A 14,900-nucleotide genomic window follows, 5' to 3' on the forward strand; every position below is an offset into this window, starting at 1 on the left:
CAACCTTTTTCTGTAGGAGCACCGTGCCAAGCAAGGCCAAAAGCGGCAAGAAACTCGTGATTGTGGAGTCTCCGGCCAAGAGCAAGACCATCGCCAAGTACCTCGGCGAGGGCTTCATCGTAGAGGCCTCCATCGGTCACATCCGCGACCTGCCGCAGCCGTCCGAGCTCCCGGCCGAACTGAAGAAGACCTCGGTGGGCAAGTTCGCCGTCGACATCGAGAACGACTTCAAGCCGTATTACGTCGTGTCACCGGACAAGAAGAAAAAGGTGGCCGAACTCAAGGCCCAGCTCAAAGACGCCGACGCTCTTTATCTCGCAACCGATGGGGACCGCGAGGGCGAGGCCATCGCGTGGCACCTGCTGGAAGTGCTCAAGCCCAAGGTCCCGGTGTACCGGATGACATTCGGCGAAATCACCAAGGAAGCCATCCACCGCGCCATGGACAACCTGCGCGATGTTGATGCCGCCCTGGTGGATGCCCAGGAAACCCGACGCGTGCTGGACCGCCTGTACGGTTACGAGATTTCCCCTGTCCTCTGGCGCAAGGTGGCCCGGGGGCTGTCCGCCGGCCGCGTCCAGTCAGTGGTCACACGCATGGTGGTGGACCGCGAACGCGAACGCATGGCCTTCAAAGCGGCGTCCTACTGGGACCTCACCGGCCAGTTCGGTGCCGGTTCGGGTTCATTCAAAGCCAAGTTGGCGGCGCTCGACGGCGCCAAGGTGGCCACCGGCCGGGACTTCAACGACGACGGCGAACTCGTCTCCCGCAATGCGGCCCACCTCAACGAGGAGCTGGCCACCTCGCTGGCAGCAGGCCTGCAGGACGCCGACTTCCGCGTCCGGTCAGTGGACACCAAGCCGTACACGCGCCGCCCTGCTGCGCCGTTCACCACCTCCACGCTCCAGCAGGAGGCAGGCCGCAAGCTGCGCTTCTCCTCCAAGAGCACCATGCAGGTCGCCCAGCGCCTGTATGAAAACGGCTATATCACTTATATGCGTACCGACTCCTCGGCGCTGAGTGACGAGGCCCTCACGGCCGCCCGCCGCCAGGCCTCCGAGCTGTACGGCCCGGAATATGTCCCGCAGTCGCCCCGCGTCTACACCAGCAAGGCCGCGAACGCGCAGGAGGCCCACGAGGCCATCCGTCCCGCGGGTGACTCCTTCCGTACGCCTGCCCAGGTGGCCAAGCAGCTCTCGGGCGACGAGTTCCGCCTGTACGAGCTGATCTGGAAGCGCACCGTCGCCTCGCAGATGGCCGACGCCAAGGGCTCCACCGCCACGATCCGCCTCGGTGCCGTGGCTGTCAGCGGCTCTGCCAAAGGCAAAGACGCCGAATTCTCCGCCTCCGGCACTGTCATCACGTTCCCCGGCTTCCTTGCCGCCTATGAGGAAGGCAAGGACGAAAGCCGCGGCGACGACGATTCCGACGAAGCCCGCCGCCTGCCGAACGTGGCCAAGAACGATGCCCTGACGGCGTCGGAAATTGTGGCTGTAGGCCATGAGACCTCCCCGCCGCCACGCTTCACCGAAGCCTCCCTGACGGCGGAACTGGAAAAGAAGGGCATCGGGCGTCCGTCCACCTATGCCTCCACCATCTCCACCATTCAGGACCGCGGCTACGTCCGGAAGCAGGGCTCGGCCCTGGTCCCGAGCTGGATCGCGTTCTCCGTGATCCGACTCCTGGAGCAGCACTTCACGGACTACGTGGACTACGAATTCACGGCCGACATGGAAGGCGACCTGGACAAGATCGCCAACGGCCAGGCAGTGGGTTCCGCCTGGCTCAAGCACTTCTACTACGGCGAAGACTCGGACCCCGGCCTGCTGAGCATTGTGAACAACCTCGGCGAGATCGATGCCCGCGAGATCAACTCCGTTCCCATCGCGGACGGCATCACTCTGCGGGTGGGCAAGTTCGGCCCTTACCTGGAAAGCTCCATCCCGACCGTGGACGCCAAGACCGGCGAGATCGTGGAATCCTCGCGTGCGAACGTTCCCGAGGACCTGGCTCCTGATGAACTGACGGCAGCCAAGGCCATCGAACTCATGGAAACAGCGGCACCGGAAGAACGCGTGCTGGGTGCTGATCCGCACACCGGGCACACTGTCGTGGCCAAGAACGGCCGCTATGGCGCCTATGTCACGGAGGTCATCCCCGAGATGACCGACGAACAATTGGCCAACCAGCCTGTGGAGTACTACAAGAACGGCAAGCCCAAGCCCCCGAAGAAGCCCGTCAAGGCTAAGCCCCGCACGGGCTCGCTGTTCGCGTCCATGTCGGTTGATTCCGTCACCCTGGATGAGGCGCTGCAGCTCATGAGCCTGCCCCGGGCACTGGGCGAGGACGCCGAAGGGAACCTCATCACCGTCCAGAATGGACGTTTTGGCCCGTACCTGAAGAAGGGCACGGACTCCCGTTCGATCGGCTCCGAAGAGGAAATCTTCACCATTACGCTGGAGCAGGCCCTGGAGATCTACTCCCAGCCCAAGCAGCGCGGTGCGCGTGCCGCGGTGCCGCCGCTGGCTGAGTTCGGGCCGGACCCTGTGTCGGAGAAGAACATCGTGGTGAAGGAAGGCCGCTTCGGGCCGTACATCACGGACGGCGTCACCAACATCACCGTCCCGCGCACCACGTCCCTCGAGGAACTGACCCGGGAACGCGCCGTCGAACTCCTCGCGGAAAAAAGGGCCAAGGGCCCGGTCAAGCGGACCACCACGGCCCGCAAGGCACCGCCGAAAAAGAAGGCCGCCGCCAAGAAGTAGGGGCGCCGGCACCGGGTTCGCCGGAAGCGTGCGGGTCCGCCGGAATGTTCCAGCGAGCCCGCAGGCTTCCGGCGATTTCGCGTTAGGGCGGACACTCCCGTTTGCGCCCCGGCTCCCCGACGTGATCGAGTAGATACATGACTGAACAGCCCGCGCACACGGATCTCCAGCCCCTGAACGACCTCGAAGAGAAGCTCGCCCAGGGCGGACAGCCCGACGCCAGCCCGGTGGACGTCATCCTGTCCTTCCTCAACAGCGAGGTCTACGTCGTGAGCACCGAAGGGCCTGAAGGCGAGGACTCGCAGGTGGAGCCGCTGGTGCTGGCGAATGCCGACGGCGATCCTGTCCTGGCGGTCTTCTCGCACCCGAGCCGTGTGGACGTGCAGTACCTGGAGGCTGCCCCTAATGTCCTTGGGACCCAGGGCGCCGCCATCATCGCCAACATCGGCGAAGAGCTTGGCATGGTGATCAATCCGGGCGCCGCCTTTGGCTTCGAGATCAATCCCGAGGGCGTGGCCAACATCAAGCGCGACTTCAAACGCGCCGATGAGCTTCCCGACGGCGAGGCCACGGACCCCGTCGCAGACTGACTTCTGCTGCGCCGGTTGTGAGCCAGGTGCCCGCCCGGGCAATAATGGCTGCATGCGGCTAGGCGTCCTCGATATCGGGTCCAATACTGTCCACCTCCTCCTGGTGGATGCCCACCCTGGCGCGCGTCCGGTGCCATTCGCGTCGCACAAGCGTCCGCTCTCCCTGGTGCAGTACCTGGACGGTGACGGCAACATCACCGACGACGGGCAGCATGAGTTGACCGAGTTTGTCCTGGAAGCCTGGGAGTTCGCGGCCAAGCACAAAGCCGAGGACCTGCTGGCCTTCTGCACCTCGGCCATTCGTGAGGCGACCAACGGTCCGGCGGTCCTTGCCCGAGTCAAGCACGAAACTACCGTGACACTGCAGGAACTGACGGGCGACGAAGAGGCGTCGATGACCTTCTTCGCAGTCAGGCGCTGGTACGGCTGGGGAGCCGGGCCCATCCTGAACCTGGACATCGGTGGCGGGTCCTTCGAAATGGCTTTCGGCCAGAACGAGCTTCCCGAAGTCGCCACCTCCGTGCCCCTCGGTGCGAGCCGTCTCACCCGTGACTGGCTCACCGAGGACCCGCCATCGGCAAAAAGCGTGAAAGAGCTGCGCCGCTACATCCGGGCGTCGCTCAAACCAGCCGTCAAGGAGTTCGAAGGCCTGGGCCGGGCAAACCTCGTAGCAGGGACGTCCAAGACCTTCCGCTCACTGGCCAGGATCGCCGGCGCGGCACCCAGCGCTGCGGGCCCGTACGTAAAGCGTGAACTGAACGGCATCGACCTCGGCGTCTGGGCCCAGCGCATCTCAGCGATGAAGACGGAGGACCGGTTGCACCTGCCGGGCGTTTCTGAGGCGCGCGCCAACCAGCTGCTGGCGGGCGCGCTGGTGGCCGAGGCGGCCCTGGAAATGTTCAACTTCAAGAAGGTCAGGATCTGTCCCTGGGCTCTGCGCGAAGGCCTCATTCTGCGGCGCCTGGACCAGCTGGTCTTTGCCGGTCCGCTGGATCCGGCGCCCCATGTTGTGACACCCGAGGGGTCCCTCGCCATCTGAGTCTGCCGCGGCGGTGTGCTGGCACAGGCGGGTTAAAACAAGTTTGCTTGGTGCGAGGAAGCCGCAACGCGAAGGCAGGCTTGACGCGAAGACCGGGTTAACGCGAAAGCGCCGGGGCCCGCAGCAGGAAAATGGGGGAAAACCTGCTGCAGGCCACCGGCGCTCCGGGCAAACATCCCCATGCTTGCCGCATCACTCGCACCCTCAATGAGGCAATACCTACGTTAGGGACCTAAGTTGTGAGCGAGCTGCAGCGAACATGGGAGTCCGCTGTGAATCGCTGCAGGAGTACTTTTCTGCAGGGCGGCGGTCGAACTGCAATGATGGATCCATGAGCAACCGAATCGCATTCCTTGGCTGTGGATCCATGAACGAAGCCATCCTCAGTGGCCTGCTGGAGGGTGGAACAGACCCATCCGACATCGTGGCCACTGTCCGGCGGGCAGACCGGGCGGCCGAGCTGGCCGAACGCCACCACGGGATCACCGCCATCGCCGGCGAGGAGGAACCGGACAACAACAAGCAGGCCGCCAAGGGCTCCGCCGTCGTCATTCTTGGCGTCAAACCGCCGGGGATCGCCGACCTGGCCAGGGAGATCAGCGGATCGCTCTCGCCCGGGACCATCGTCATCAGCGTCGCCGCAGCTGTCTCCCTGGCGCAGCTGGAAGCCGCGCTGCCGGACGGCCAGCCGGTCATCAGGACCATGCCCAATACGCCCGCCAAGCTGGGCCGCGGCGTCGTTTCTGTATCCCCCGGCAGCCACTGCACACCGGAGCAGCTTCAGAAGGCCAAGGACATCCTCAAGTCGGCGGGAACCGTGGTTGAGGTGCCGGAGGACCAGGTGGATGCGCTCTCAGCCATCAGCGGTTCAGGACCGGCTTACGCGTTCTACCTGGCGGAGGCCATGGCTTCCGCCGGCGTCGAATTAGGCCTGCCCCCTGAGCTGTCACTGCTCCTTGCCCGGGAAACAGTGGCTGGCGCAGGCTTCATGCTGGCCGAGCCAGGGGCCGATCCATCGGCCCTTCGCAAGGCCGTGACCAGCCCCAACGGCACCACGGAGCGCGCCATCGCGACTTTCGATGACCGCGGCATTCCGTCGATCATCGCTGCCGGCGCCCGGGCGGCCGCGGACCGCGCGGCGGAGATCACCAAGCAGCTCGGCTGATTGTCCCGCTCCAGTGGCCCAGCTGACGGGCGTTAGGGCCGGGCCGCGAAGCGCTCCAGCAGATCAACGTGGCCGGATACGATCAACATGTCGCGGGAAGATACTTTGGTCTCCGGGCGGGCGTAGGTGAAGTCCTCGCCCGGGGATTTCACGCCCACGATCGTCACACCGTACTTGGACCGCACTTTGGATTCGTCCAGCGTGAACCCGACCGTTTCACGTGGCGGGTACATCTTGACGATGGCGAAGTCGTCGTCGAACTCGATGAAGTCCAGCATGCGGCCGGAGACGAGGTGGGCGGCCCGGACGCCGGCGTCAGCCTCCGGGTAGATGACGTGGTTGGCGCCGATACGGGTGAGGATTTTTCCGTGCGACGGCGTGATGGCCTTGACCCACAGGTGCTCGATGCCCAGGTCCACCAGGTTCACGGTGATCAGGACCGAGGACTCGATGGACGTCCCAACGCCCACCACCGCGGAACTGAACTCCTGCGCGCCGAGCTGGCGCAGAGCGTCGATGTTGGTGGCGTCAGCCTCCACCACATGGGTGAGGAGCGGAGCCCACTTCTGGACCAGGGTCCGGTCGCGTTCGATTGCAAGCACCTCGCGGCCCTGTTTCACGAGCTGTTCTGCGGTGGAGGAGCCGAAGCGGCCCAGCCCGATCACCAGGACTGGCGCGTTATGGGCGGGGCGGTTGGGGGCGCCTGAGGAATTAGCCAATGATGGGCCTCTCTTCCGGGTAGTGGTACAGCTGGCTGCGCTGGCGCAGTGCCAGGCCGGCAGCAAGGGTAACGGTGCCCACACGGCCTGCGAACATCAGGACGGCAAGGACATAAACGCCCGACGGTGGAAGTTCCGCGCTGAGATTCGTACTCAACCCGACCGTGGCGAAGGCCGAAATGGTTTCAAACAGCACCCGGTCCAGGGACGCTCCACTGATCTGCAGGAGCAGGAAGGCGCAGACGGAGACAAGTGTGGCGCCTGCCACGATCACTGAGATTGCTACGCGCATGGTGCCCTGGGGGATGGTCCGGCCGTAGACCTTGACATCGGCATCGCCACGGGCCTCGGCCACAATGGCAAGGAACATCACGGCGATGGTGGTCACCTTGATGCCGCCTGCGGTGGATGCCGAGCCACCTCCGGCGAACATCAGGGCATCCGTAAGCAGCATGGTGGTGGATTCCAGATGGTTCTGTTCCACGAGGTTGAAGCCGCCGGACCTGGTCATGACGGAGGCGAAGAGTGAGTGCGTGAATTTGTCGGCGATGTTCATGGGCCCGATGGTCCGGGCGTTGTCCCACTCCATGAGGGCCCACAGCACGGTGCCTGCCGCCAGCAGGATGAAGGACACCTGGATGGTCAGCTTGGTGTGCAGGTTCCACTTCTTCCAGTTGAGCCCGTTCTGCTGCAGGACCATGACCACGGGGAAGCCCAGGCTGCCGAGGAACACGCCCAGCATCAGCGGAACCAGGATCCACAGATCCGTCTCGTAAGGCACAATGCCGTCCGAATGCGGGGTAAAGCCGGCGTTGTTGAAGGACGAGATTGAGTAGAACACGCCGTGCCACAGGGCCTGCCAGAACGGCTCACCCAACAGCAGGAACCGGGGAACCAGGGCCAGGGCCAGCACACCCTCGATCACCACGGAGGTCGTGATGACAATCCGCAGCAGGGTGCCCACCTCACCCAGGCGGCCTGCGTTGTTCATGGCCTCCTGGGCAATGAGTTTGCCGCGGACACCGAGCTTCTTGCTCACCATCAGGGCCAGCAGCGAAGCGAGTGTCAGTGTGCCCAGGCCGCCCACGAAAATGCCGACCAGGATGATCACCTGGCCGAAGAAGGACCAGTGCACCGCCGTCGAAACCACCGTCAGGCCGGTGACGCACACAGCGGATACCGCTGTGAACAGCGCCTGGTGCAACGGCGTGGCTGCACCGCTGGCTGACGAGATGGGCAGCGAAAGCAGGAAAGTGAACACCAGACAGACGGTGGCGAACGCGCTGAGGGCAAGACGGGCGGGCGAGGTGTTGGCGATATCGTCAATGACGTCGCGGAGCCGCGTGAAGATCCAGAGGCCTTCCCGCTCCGGTCCGGCGGCTTGCCAACTGGCGGGGTTCCGGGGCCTCGACTGGCTTTCCGTCATCTGTGGCTTGTCCTCGGTAGAAACTGTTCCTTCAGTAGTAAACCACTAAAGGGCGCCACATTGCCGGGCAGGAGGAGATGGCGTGCTCGGGTAGCCTGTGATTGATGACATACCTGCCCGGTCTCACCCTGCCCGCGCCGCCAACGGTGGTGGTGTGGAACTCCGCCATGACCGCCTACAATTTCGGCCCGGGCCACCCGATGGCGCCGGCGCGGATGGATCTCACAGCGCGGCTGGCCAGGAGCCTTGGGCTCCTGGACCTGGCCCACGTCACCGTTCAGGCCCCGCACGTAGCGTCCGACGCCGAACTGGCGACCGTGCACTCACCGGAGTTCGTCGAGGCAGTGCACCGCGTCAGCGAGGACCCGGCGTCGCCGGACGAAGCCCGGGGCCTCGGCACGGAGGACGATCCCGCCTTCGCCGGAATGCACGAAGCCGCCGCACGGCTGGCCGGCGGATCCCTGCTCGCGGCGTCCGCGGTCCTGGACGGCTCCGCACTGCACGCGGTGAACTTTGGTGGCGGGATGCACCATGCTGCCCGGGAGCGCGCCAGTGGCTTCTGCATCTACAACGATTCAGCCCTTGCGGTCCGTAAACTGCTCGACGGCGGTATCCGGCGCGTGGCATACATCGACGTCGACGCGCATCACGGGGACGGGACGGAAAGCATCTTCTGGGATGATCCCCGGGTTCTGACCATCTCGCTGCATGAAAGCGGGCTCACGCTTTTTCCGGGCACGGGCTTCGCCAACGAGATCGGCGGTCCGCAGGCTGCAGGCAGCGCGGTGAACGTCGCCCTGCCGTCCGGAACCGGCGACGCCGGCTGGTTGCGCGCCTTCCACGCGGTGGTGCCGCAGCTCGTCACTGCTTTTGAACCTGAGGTCATCGTGAGCCAGCACGGCTGCGACTCGCACCGCCTGGATCCCCTGGCGCATCTCAACATCAGTGTTGACGGACAGCGTGAAGCCGCCACCGCCATCGGGAACCTGGCCGCCCGGCATTGCGGCGGCCGCTGGATCGCAACCGGCGGCGGGGGCTACAACGTCACCGGTGTGGTCCCGCGGTCCTGGAGCCACCTGATCGCCATCGCAGCGGGGCGCCCCGTGCCCCTGCGCGCCCCGGTGCCGGAGGACTGGCGCTCGTATGTGGAAGACAAGTTCGGCACCGCCACGCCCGCGCTCATGGGCGATGACGTGGAGCTGTGGTGGCGGTCCTGGGAAGTGGGGTTCGATCCCAATGACGGGGTGGACCGGACCGTCATGGCCACACGCAAAGCAGTGTTCCCGCTGTACGGTCTGGATCCCTGGTTCGACTAGTCCCGGCCGTTGTCGCGCACCTGCCATTGCGCCTTTCACAGCAATGGCGCGGGCCGAAATAGTTGATGCCTTTCGGCGTATATGTCGCTAGGGTGGGAGGCATGGTGACAGACGACGTATTTGCCGTCATTGCGGAAGCAACCCGGCGCGACATCCTGGTATCCCTTCGTGGAGGGGACAAGGCGGTGGGGGAGCTGGTGGAGGAGTTGTCGGCCAGCCAGCCCACTATTTCGAAGCACCTGAAGGTTCTCCGCGAAGCGCAACTCGTGAGCATGCGTGCACAGGGCCAGAAGCGCTACTATGCGCTCAACCCCAAGCCACTTGAGGGGATTGCCAGCTGGCTGGAGACGTTCGACGTCGGCCGGGCGCCCGCCGCCGGAAAGCCACAGGAGCAGACGACTGCGAAGGTTCCCGCGGGGAAGGACGGCAAGACGCCTCTGCAGTCCGTGACGGACCCTGATGGCGTGGCCGCTCATACGGTAGCGGCCGGCGTCCTGGCCCAAGGAGGCGCCGAACTGAGTCCCGCCGTCGTCATTCCGGGCGGCACCGTGGCTCCGCTCAGCGATGACACCGTTCCGCAGCAGATCGGCCGCACCGTTGGCCGCGCCGCCACGAAGGCTGCGGACCTCCTGGCCAACCTCCCCAACCTGCCGAAGTTCGGCCGCAAAAAGTAGGCCCGGACTCAAGTAACTAGCAGTAAGTGTCTAACTAGCAGTAAGTGTCGGTTTGAGGGCACAAAAGGACACTTACTGCCAGTCAGTTCCGGGAGAAGGGCTATTTGCCGAGCAGGCGGACGTGGTCCGGCGTGAGGTCCGAGATCTTGCTGACGCCCAGCAGTGCCATGGTGCGGGCCATGTCCTTCTCGAGGATCTGGATGGCCCGGTCCACGCCCGCCCGGCCGCCTGCCATCAGGCCGTAGAGGTAGGCCCGCCCAATCAGAGTGAAATCGGCGCCCAGTGCCAGGGCGGCCACGATGTCCGCGCCGCTCATGATGCCGGTGTCCAGGATGATGGCCGCGTCCGAGTTGTCCGCCTCGAAGGCCTGCTTGACGGCCGGGAGCAGGTGGAACGGGATGGGTGCGCGGTCCAACTGGCGGCCGCCATGGTTGGAAAGCACCACGCCGTCGGCACCGTGGTCTACCACCTTGCGGGCATCCTCAACCGTCTGGATGCCCTTGACCACCAGCTTGCCCTTCCAGGTTTCACGCAGCCAGTCCAGGTCCTCGAAGGTGAGGGTGGGGTCGAACATGGAGTTGATGAGGTCCGCCACGGTACCGGTGTAGCGGGACAGCGAGGCGAAGGTCAGTGGCTCGTGGGTGAGGAAGTTGAACCACCAAGCCGGGCGGTAGGACGCGTCCAGCACAGTCTTGATGGTGAGGGCCGGCGGGATGGTCATGCCGTTGCGGACGTCCCGGAGTCGGGCGCCGGCTACGGCTGTGTCCACCGTGACCATGAGCGTATCGTTGCCGGCCTTGGCGGCACGCTCAATCAGTTCCAGAGAACGGTCGCGGTCTGTCCAGAGGTAGAGCTGGAACCAGTTGCGGCCATTGGGGGCAGCCGCTGCAACGTCCTCAATTGAGGCGGTACCCATCGTGGAGAGGGTGTAGGGGATCCCTGCTGCTTCTGCTGCCTGTGAGCCGGCGTATTCGCCTTCCGACTGCATCATGCGGGTGAAGCCCGTGGGCGCGATGCCCACGGGGAGCCGGGAGGGCTTGCCGAGGATCTCCGTGCCCAGGTCGATGCTCGAGACGTCCCGCAGAATGCCGGGGCGGAACTCAATGTCAAGGAATGCTTCCCGGGCACGGCGCAGGGTGATTTCGCCTTCGGCTGCGCCGTCCGTGTAGTCGAAGGGTGCCTGGGGGGTGCGGCGCTTGGCGATGTCCCGGAGTTCCCAGATGGTGCTGGCGCGCCTGAGGCGGGCTTCCTTGCTGAACTCTGGCTTCTTGAACTGCATGAGGGGAGCAAGATCGGAGTACTTGGGGATCCGGCGCTTGAGCGCCGCGGGTAGCACGGAAGGAGATGCGGGGCCGGGAGAGGCAGTGCCAGTGGCCGGGATGTCCGTCGCGTCCGGCGCCGGCGTGGCTTCCGGGTTGTTCGGCTGGATGGTGTGGGTCATGGCTTCCTCCGCTGGTGGGCTGGCCGACAGTGGCCGCATCTGTGGTCTAACCACACTGTAGGCCATGTGGTCCGACCACATCAACTAGGATGGCCCTATGCGAACCCACCAGCTTGTCCTGCACTGGATCGAAAGTAGGCTTTCCGAGGGCCAGCTGACCGTGGGCGGCCGGCTTCCCGCGGAGCGAACCCTTGCCGAACAGCTCCGGGTTTCCCGGACATCCGTGCGCGAGGCCATCCGGATCCTTGAAGCCATGGGGGTGGTCCGGGCCGGGGTGGGGTCAGGTCCGGAGGCGGGAACCGTAGTCATCTCTGATCCGACGGCGGCGCTCGGCTCTGCCCTGCGGCTGCACGTTGCCACTCAGCACCTGCCGGTGGCGGACATCGTGGAGACGCGCGTTTTGCTGGAGTCCTGGGCTGTGGCGAAAGCGAGCCCGGACGCGCCGGAACTGGAAGAGGCGGCCACGCTCCTCGACGGCATGGCCCGCCAGGATCTCGGAGTCAGCGACTTCCTGGCGTTGGACGTTCGTTTCCACCTGGCCCTGGCCGACGCCGCCGGGAACGCCGTGGTGAGCGCCATGATGGGGTCGCTGCGGGAATCCATCCAGGGGTATGCCGCGCAGCTGACGGCCAATCTGCCGGACTGGGAGGCCACGGCGTCGCGCCTGCGGGTGGAGCATCATGAAATTCTTGCCGCCGTAAGGAACGACGACGGCGCACGTGCGGCCAAGCTGGTGGCTGCCCACATCGAGGGGTACTACAAGGAGGCCGGGCTGGGTTCCGGTCACACGGAGCAGGGCCGGCCTTAAAGCGGATCTTTGCGTGCGAGGGAGCTCTGTTAGCGCGGCCCGATCTCCAGGACCTGGCGGGAGGTTAGCCGTGTACCGCTGACCGGGCAGCCCTCGCTGGGCCCGTGCTGCCCCGGACCTCCAGACGGGGCTGGTACCTGCTGCCGGGCACGTCACTGCTTTCCTTCCGGATCAGCGCCCTCATCTGGTGCCACGCCTGTTGGCCGAGCTCGGTGATGGGTACCGCGGCAGTGGTGAGGGTGGGGGTGGTGTACCGGGCGAAGGGGATGTCGTCAAAGCCCGTAACGGAGATATCTTCCGGCACCTTGACGCCGCGTTCATGAAGCCCGCTCAGGAGGCCCATGGCCACCAGGTCATTGAAGGCCAAAATGCCCGTGGCGCCGCTGTCCAGGACGGCATCCACCGCCCGGTGGCCTGTGTCGAAGTCCGAGCCGCCTTCCAGCATCCGGACCTCTACCTGCGGGTGGGCTGCCTTGAAGGCCGCCAGGCCCTGGAGCCGGAGCCCGTTGGACGCGCTGCGGGCCGGCCCGGCCAGGAATGCCAGCCGGGTGTGGCCGAGCCCGACCAGATGTTCTGCCAGGTCCTGGACTCCCTGGCCATAGTCCACCACCAGGCTGGGCACCCCGGCAGTCGCCGTTGTCCTGTTGATCAGGACGAGGGGGTGCAGGGACGGTGCTATTTCCTCAAGTTCGGCGTCGCTCATGCGTGGTGCGCACAGGACCAGGCCGTCGCACCTGCGCCTGGCCTCGCCGGCCAGGATGGCTTCCTCGCTGGACACCTCGAAGGTATCTGCGATCAGGATGCGGTAACCGTCCTGGGCTGCTGCCCGGCTCAATCCACGCAGGATCGCCTGGAAGGTGGGGTTGGCGAGGTCCGGCACCACGATGCCAATGGTGTCCGTTTTGCCGAGTGCCAGACTGCGCCCGACGGGGTTCGGCTGATATTTCAGCTCTGCCGCAGCCGCGCGCACCCGTGCCGCGATGTCCGGGTCAACCGTGAAGTTTCCGTTCATCACGCGCGAAACCGTGGCATGTGAGACCCCGGCCTTAACGGCAACGTCTGCGATGCCGATCCTGCCGGTTGCCGATTTCCTCACCATGGTCTGCCTTTCGTAAGCCCCTGGAGCCAGTGTGCCTGCCCGGGCGGTGCAGGATCAGGGACCAGAGGTGTCATGAGTGAAAGCATATAACGCTATCGGAAACCGATTTCTGCCCGTTTTGCGATTTGAGGGTTGCGGCGCCGCTTACCTGTGACCCACCCTTCTGGAAGTCCTGCCAGAAAACGCTTTCTCCCACGGGGGATAATGGTTGACGGGACCGCGCATCTCTTGATACAAATCATATAGCGGGTCGAGAAAACGCTTTCTCACGAACTCGCCACAAAACCATCCATCAAAACCCAGCAGCACACGGCACCACCCCCCCCGCACCAGCCAGGCCGCCACCGGCCCAGTGTTAAGCCATTGAAAGGGACCACCATGGTCAACACAGCCGAGCCGAGTTCCGTCACCGCGGTCTCCGGCTCCGAATCCGTTACCGGGACCACCGCGGAAGTTGCTGCCGGCACGGGCCGTTCCGCCAAGGCGCGCATCGCACTCATCGGCACCGGCGGCCGTTCGGAAATGTATATCCGCGCCATCTTTGGGAAGCACTCGGACACCGCCGAGCTCGTGGCGTTCTCGGACGTCAACCCCGGCCGTGTGGAGTTCTACCAGAAGCTCATCCAGGAACTGGGGGCGCCCGGTCCCGTTGCCTCCTTCGATCCAGCGGACCTCACTGCCTTCATCCAGGCCAACAACGTTGACCGCGTCGTGGTGACCACACCTGACTACACACACGCGGACTACATCGTGGAGGCACTCACGGCGGGCGCCGACGTCGTCGTCGAAAAGCCGCTCACCATCGATGCCGAAGGCTGCCGCCGGATAACCAAGGCCGTGGAGGAGACCGGCCGCAACGTGGTTGTCACCTTCAACTACCGCTACTCACCACGCAACAGCGCGCTCAAGGAGATCATCCAGAGCGGCGTGATCGGCAAGGTCACCTCCATCGATTTCAGGTGGGTCCTGGACACCGTCCACGGCGCGGACTACTTCCGCCGCTGGCACCGTGAGAAGAAGAACTCCGGCGGCCTGCTGATCCACAAGGCCTCCCACCACTTCGACCTCGTCAACTGGTGGATCAATGATGTGCCCGAGCGCGTCTTCGCCTCTGGCGGCCTGAAGTTCTACGGCGACAAGAACGCCGCCGAGCGCGGACTGGGCCCCCGTCCGGAGCGCGGAACGCCCGACGCCGGCGCTCCCGCTGCCGTCGAAAAGGATCCGTTTTCGCTGGACCTCCGTGACGATGAGCGGCTGAAGGCCCTCTTCCTCGACAACGAGCACTACGACGGTTACCGCCGCGACCAGGACGTCTTTACCGGCGGCATCACGATCGAAGACAACCTGGCCCTGGTGGTTGAATACCAGGGCGGTCCGCGCCTGAGCTACTCGCTAAACGCCCACAGCCCCTGGGAAGGCTACCGCGTGGCGGTCAATGGCACCGAAGGGCGTGCCGAGCTGGAGGTGGTGGAACGCGCCGCAGTCCTCAGCAGCACGGACAAAAAGACAGTCGTGGACCCGAGCGCCACCCCCATTGAGGAAGAGGACGCCATTCGCCGCAACGGTGAACGCCTGGTGGTCCAGCGCCACTGGGAAGCCGCCTACGAGGTGCCCATCGTCAACGGCGAAGGCGGCCACGGCGGCGGCGACGAGCTTCTGCTCTCGGACCTCTTCAACGGTCCCGGCGAAGACCCGCTGGGACGGCCCTCCGGCTACCTCGACGGCCTCCGCTCCGTGTCCGTAGGCATTGCCGGCAACCTCTCGCTGGAATCGTCACTGCCGGTCCGCATCGAGGACCTGGACCTCGGCGTCGACCTCCGGCGCGGCAACCAGGCCCGGCCTTCAACCTAAAGGAACA

General features: G+C 65.1%; 12 protein-coding genes. 8 read left to right on the forward strand and 4 right to left on the reverse strand.

Annotated features, from left to right (window positions below):
• Positions 1-23: 23 nt before the first annotated feature.
• The 4 genes from topA to proC all read left to right on the forward strand — a co-directional run bounded on the left by topA (position 24) and on the right by proC (position 5,559).
• Positions 24-2,765, forward strand: a complete 2,742-nt coding sequence (gene topA / locus J7E83_RS09460; RefSeq protein ID WP_214961360.1) for a type I DNA topoisomerase — start codon at positions 24-26, stop codon at positions 2,763-2,765.
• A 137-nt stretch (positions 2,766-2,902) separates the two neighbouring features.
• Entirely contained in the window at positions 2,903-3,355 is a 453-nt protein-coding gene (locus tag J7E83_RS09465; protein WP_214961363.1) for an SseB family protein, read from the forward strand.
• 52 nt (positions 3,356-3,407) lie between these two features.
• Complete coding sequence (locus tag J7E83_RS09470) at positions 3,408-4,394, forward strand: Ppx/GppA phosphatase family protein (RefSeq protein ID WP_214961365.1); 987 nt, start codon at positions 3,408-3,410, stop codon at positions 4,392-4,394.
• Between the two features lie 331 nt (positions 4,395-4,725).
• Complete coding sequence (gene proC, locus J7E83_RS09475; protein WP_214961367.1) at positions 4,726-5,559, forward strand: pyrroline-5-carboxylate reductase; 834 nt, start codon at positions 4,726-4,728, stop codon at positions 5,557-5,559.
• 32 nt (positions 5,560-5,591) lie between these two features.
• Here proC and J7E83_RS09480 read toward each other — a convergent pair whose 3' ends face one another.
• Complete coding sequence (locus J7E83_RS09480) at positions 5,592-6,278, reverse strand: TrkA family potassium uptake protein (RefSeq protein WP_214961369.1); 687 nt, start codon at positions 6,276-6,278, stop codon at positions 5,592-5,594.
• On the reverse strand, positions 6,271-7,704 hold the full coding sequence (locus tag J7E83_RS09485; RefSeq protein WP_214961371.1) for a TrkH family potassium uptake protein: 1,434 nt from the start codon (positions 7,702-7,704) through the stop codon (positions 6,271-6,273). The genes J7E83_RS09480 and J7E83_RS09485 overlap by 8 nt, the downstream gene beginning before the upstream one ends.
• Before the next feature lie 104 nt (positions 7,705-7,808).
• Here J7E83_RS09485 and J7E83_RS09490 point away from each other — a divergent pair, with 104 nt between their 5' ends.
• Both J7E83_RS09490 and J7E83_RS09495 read left to right on the forward strand, forming a co-directional pair.
• A complete protein-coding gene (locus J7E83_RS09490; RefSeq protein WP_214961373.1) occupies positions 7,809-9,020 on the forward strand; it encodes an acetoin utilization protein AcuC in 1,212 nt (403 codons plus the stop codon).
• A gap of 101 nt (positions 9,021-9,121) precedes the next feature.
• The gene (locus tag J7E83_RS09495; RefSeq protein WP_214961375.1) at positions 9,122-9,694 is read left to right on the forward strand and encodes a helix-turn-helix transcriptional regulator; all 573 of its coding nucleotides are present in this window, start codon (positions 9,122-9,124) and stop codon (positions 9,692-9,694) included.
• Between the two features lie 100 nt (positions 9,695-9,794).
• Here J7E83_RS09495 and J7E83_RS09500 read toward each other — a convergent pair whose 3' ends face one another.
• A complete protein-coding gene (locus J7E83_RS09500; RefSeq protein WP_285289331.1) occupies positions 9,795-11,135 on the reverse strand; it encodes an alpha-hydroxy acid oxidase in 1,341 nt (446 codons plus the stop codon).
• Positions 11,136-11,232: 97 nt separating this feature from the next.
• On the opposite strand from J7E83_RS09500, the gene J7E83_RS09505 reads away from it, so the two are divergent.
• The gene (locus J7E83_RS09505) at positions 11,233-11,943 is read left to right on the forward strand and encodes a FadR/GntR family transcriptional regulator (protein WP_214961377.1); all 711 of its coding nucleotides are present in this window, start codon (positions 11,233-11,235) and stop codon (positions 11,941-11,943) included.
• Positions 11,944-12,007: 64 nt separating this feature from the next.
• On the opposite strand, the gene J7E83_RS09510 is transcribed toward J7E83_RS09505, so the two are convergent.
• Positions 12,008-13,042: a LacI family DNA-binding transcriptional regulator gene (locus J7E83_RS09510; protein ID WP_214961379.1), complete on the reverse strand. Its 1,035-nt coding sequence runs from the start codon at positions 13,040-13,042 to the stop codon at positions 12,008-12,010.
• 378 nt (positions 13,043-13,420) lie between these two features.
• Between J7E83_RS09510 and J7E83_RS09515 the strand changes: the two genes are divergently transcribed.
• A complete protein-coding gene (locus J7E83_RS09515) occupies positions 13,421-14,893 on the forward strand; it encodes a Gfo/Idh/MocA family oxidoreductase (RefSeq protein WP_214961381.1) in 1,473 nt (490 codons plus the stop codon).
• Positions 14,894-14,900: the final 7 nt, after the last annotated feature.

Source organism: Arthrobacter sp. ISL-48 (genome assembly GCF_018613805.1).
GTDB lineage: Bacteria > Actinomycetota > Actinomycetes > Actinomycetales > Micrococcaceae > Arthrobacter.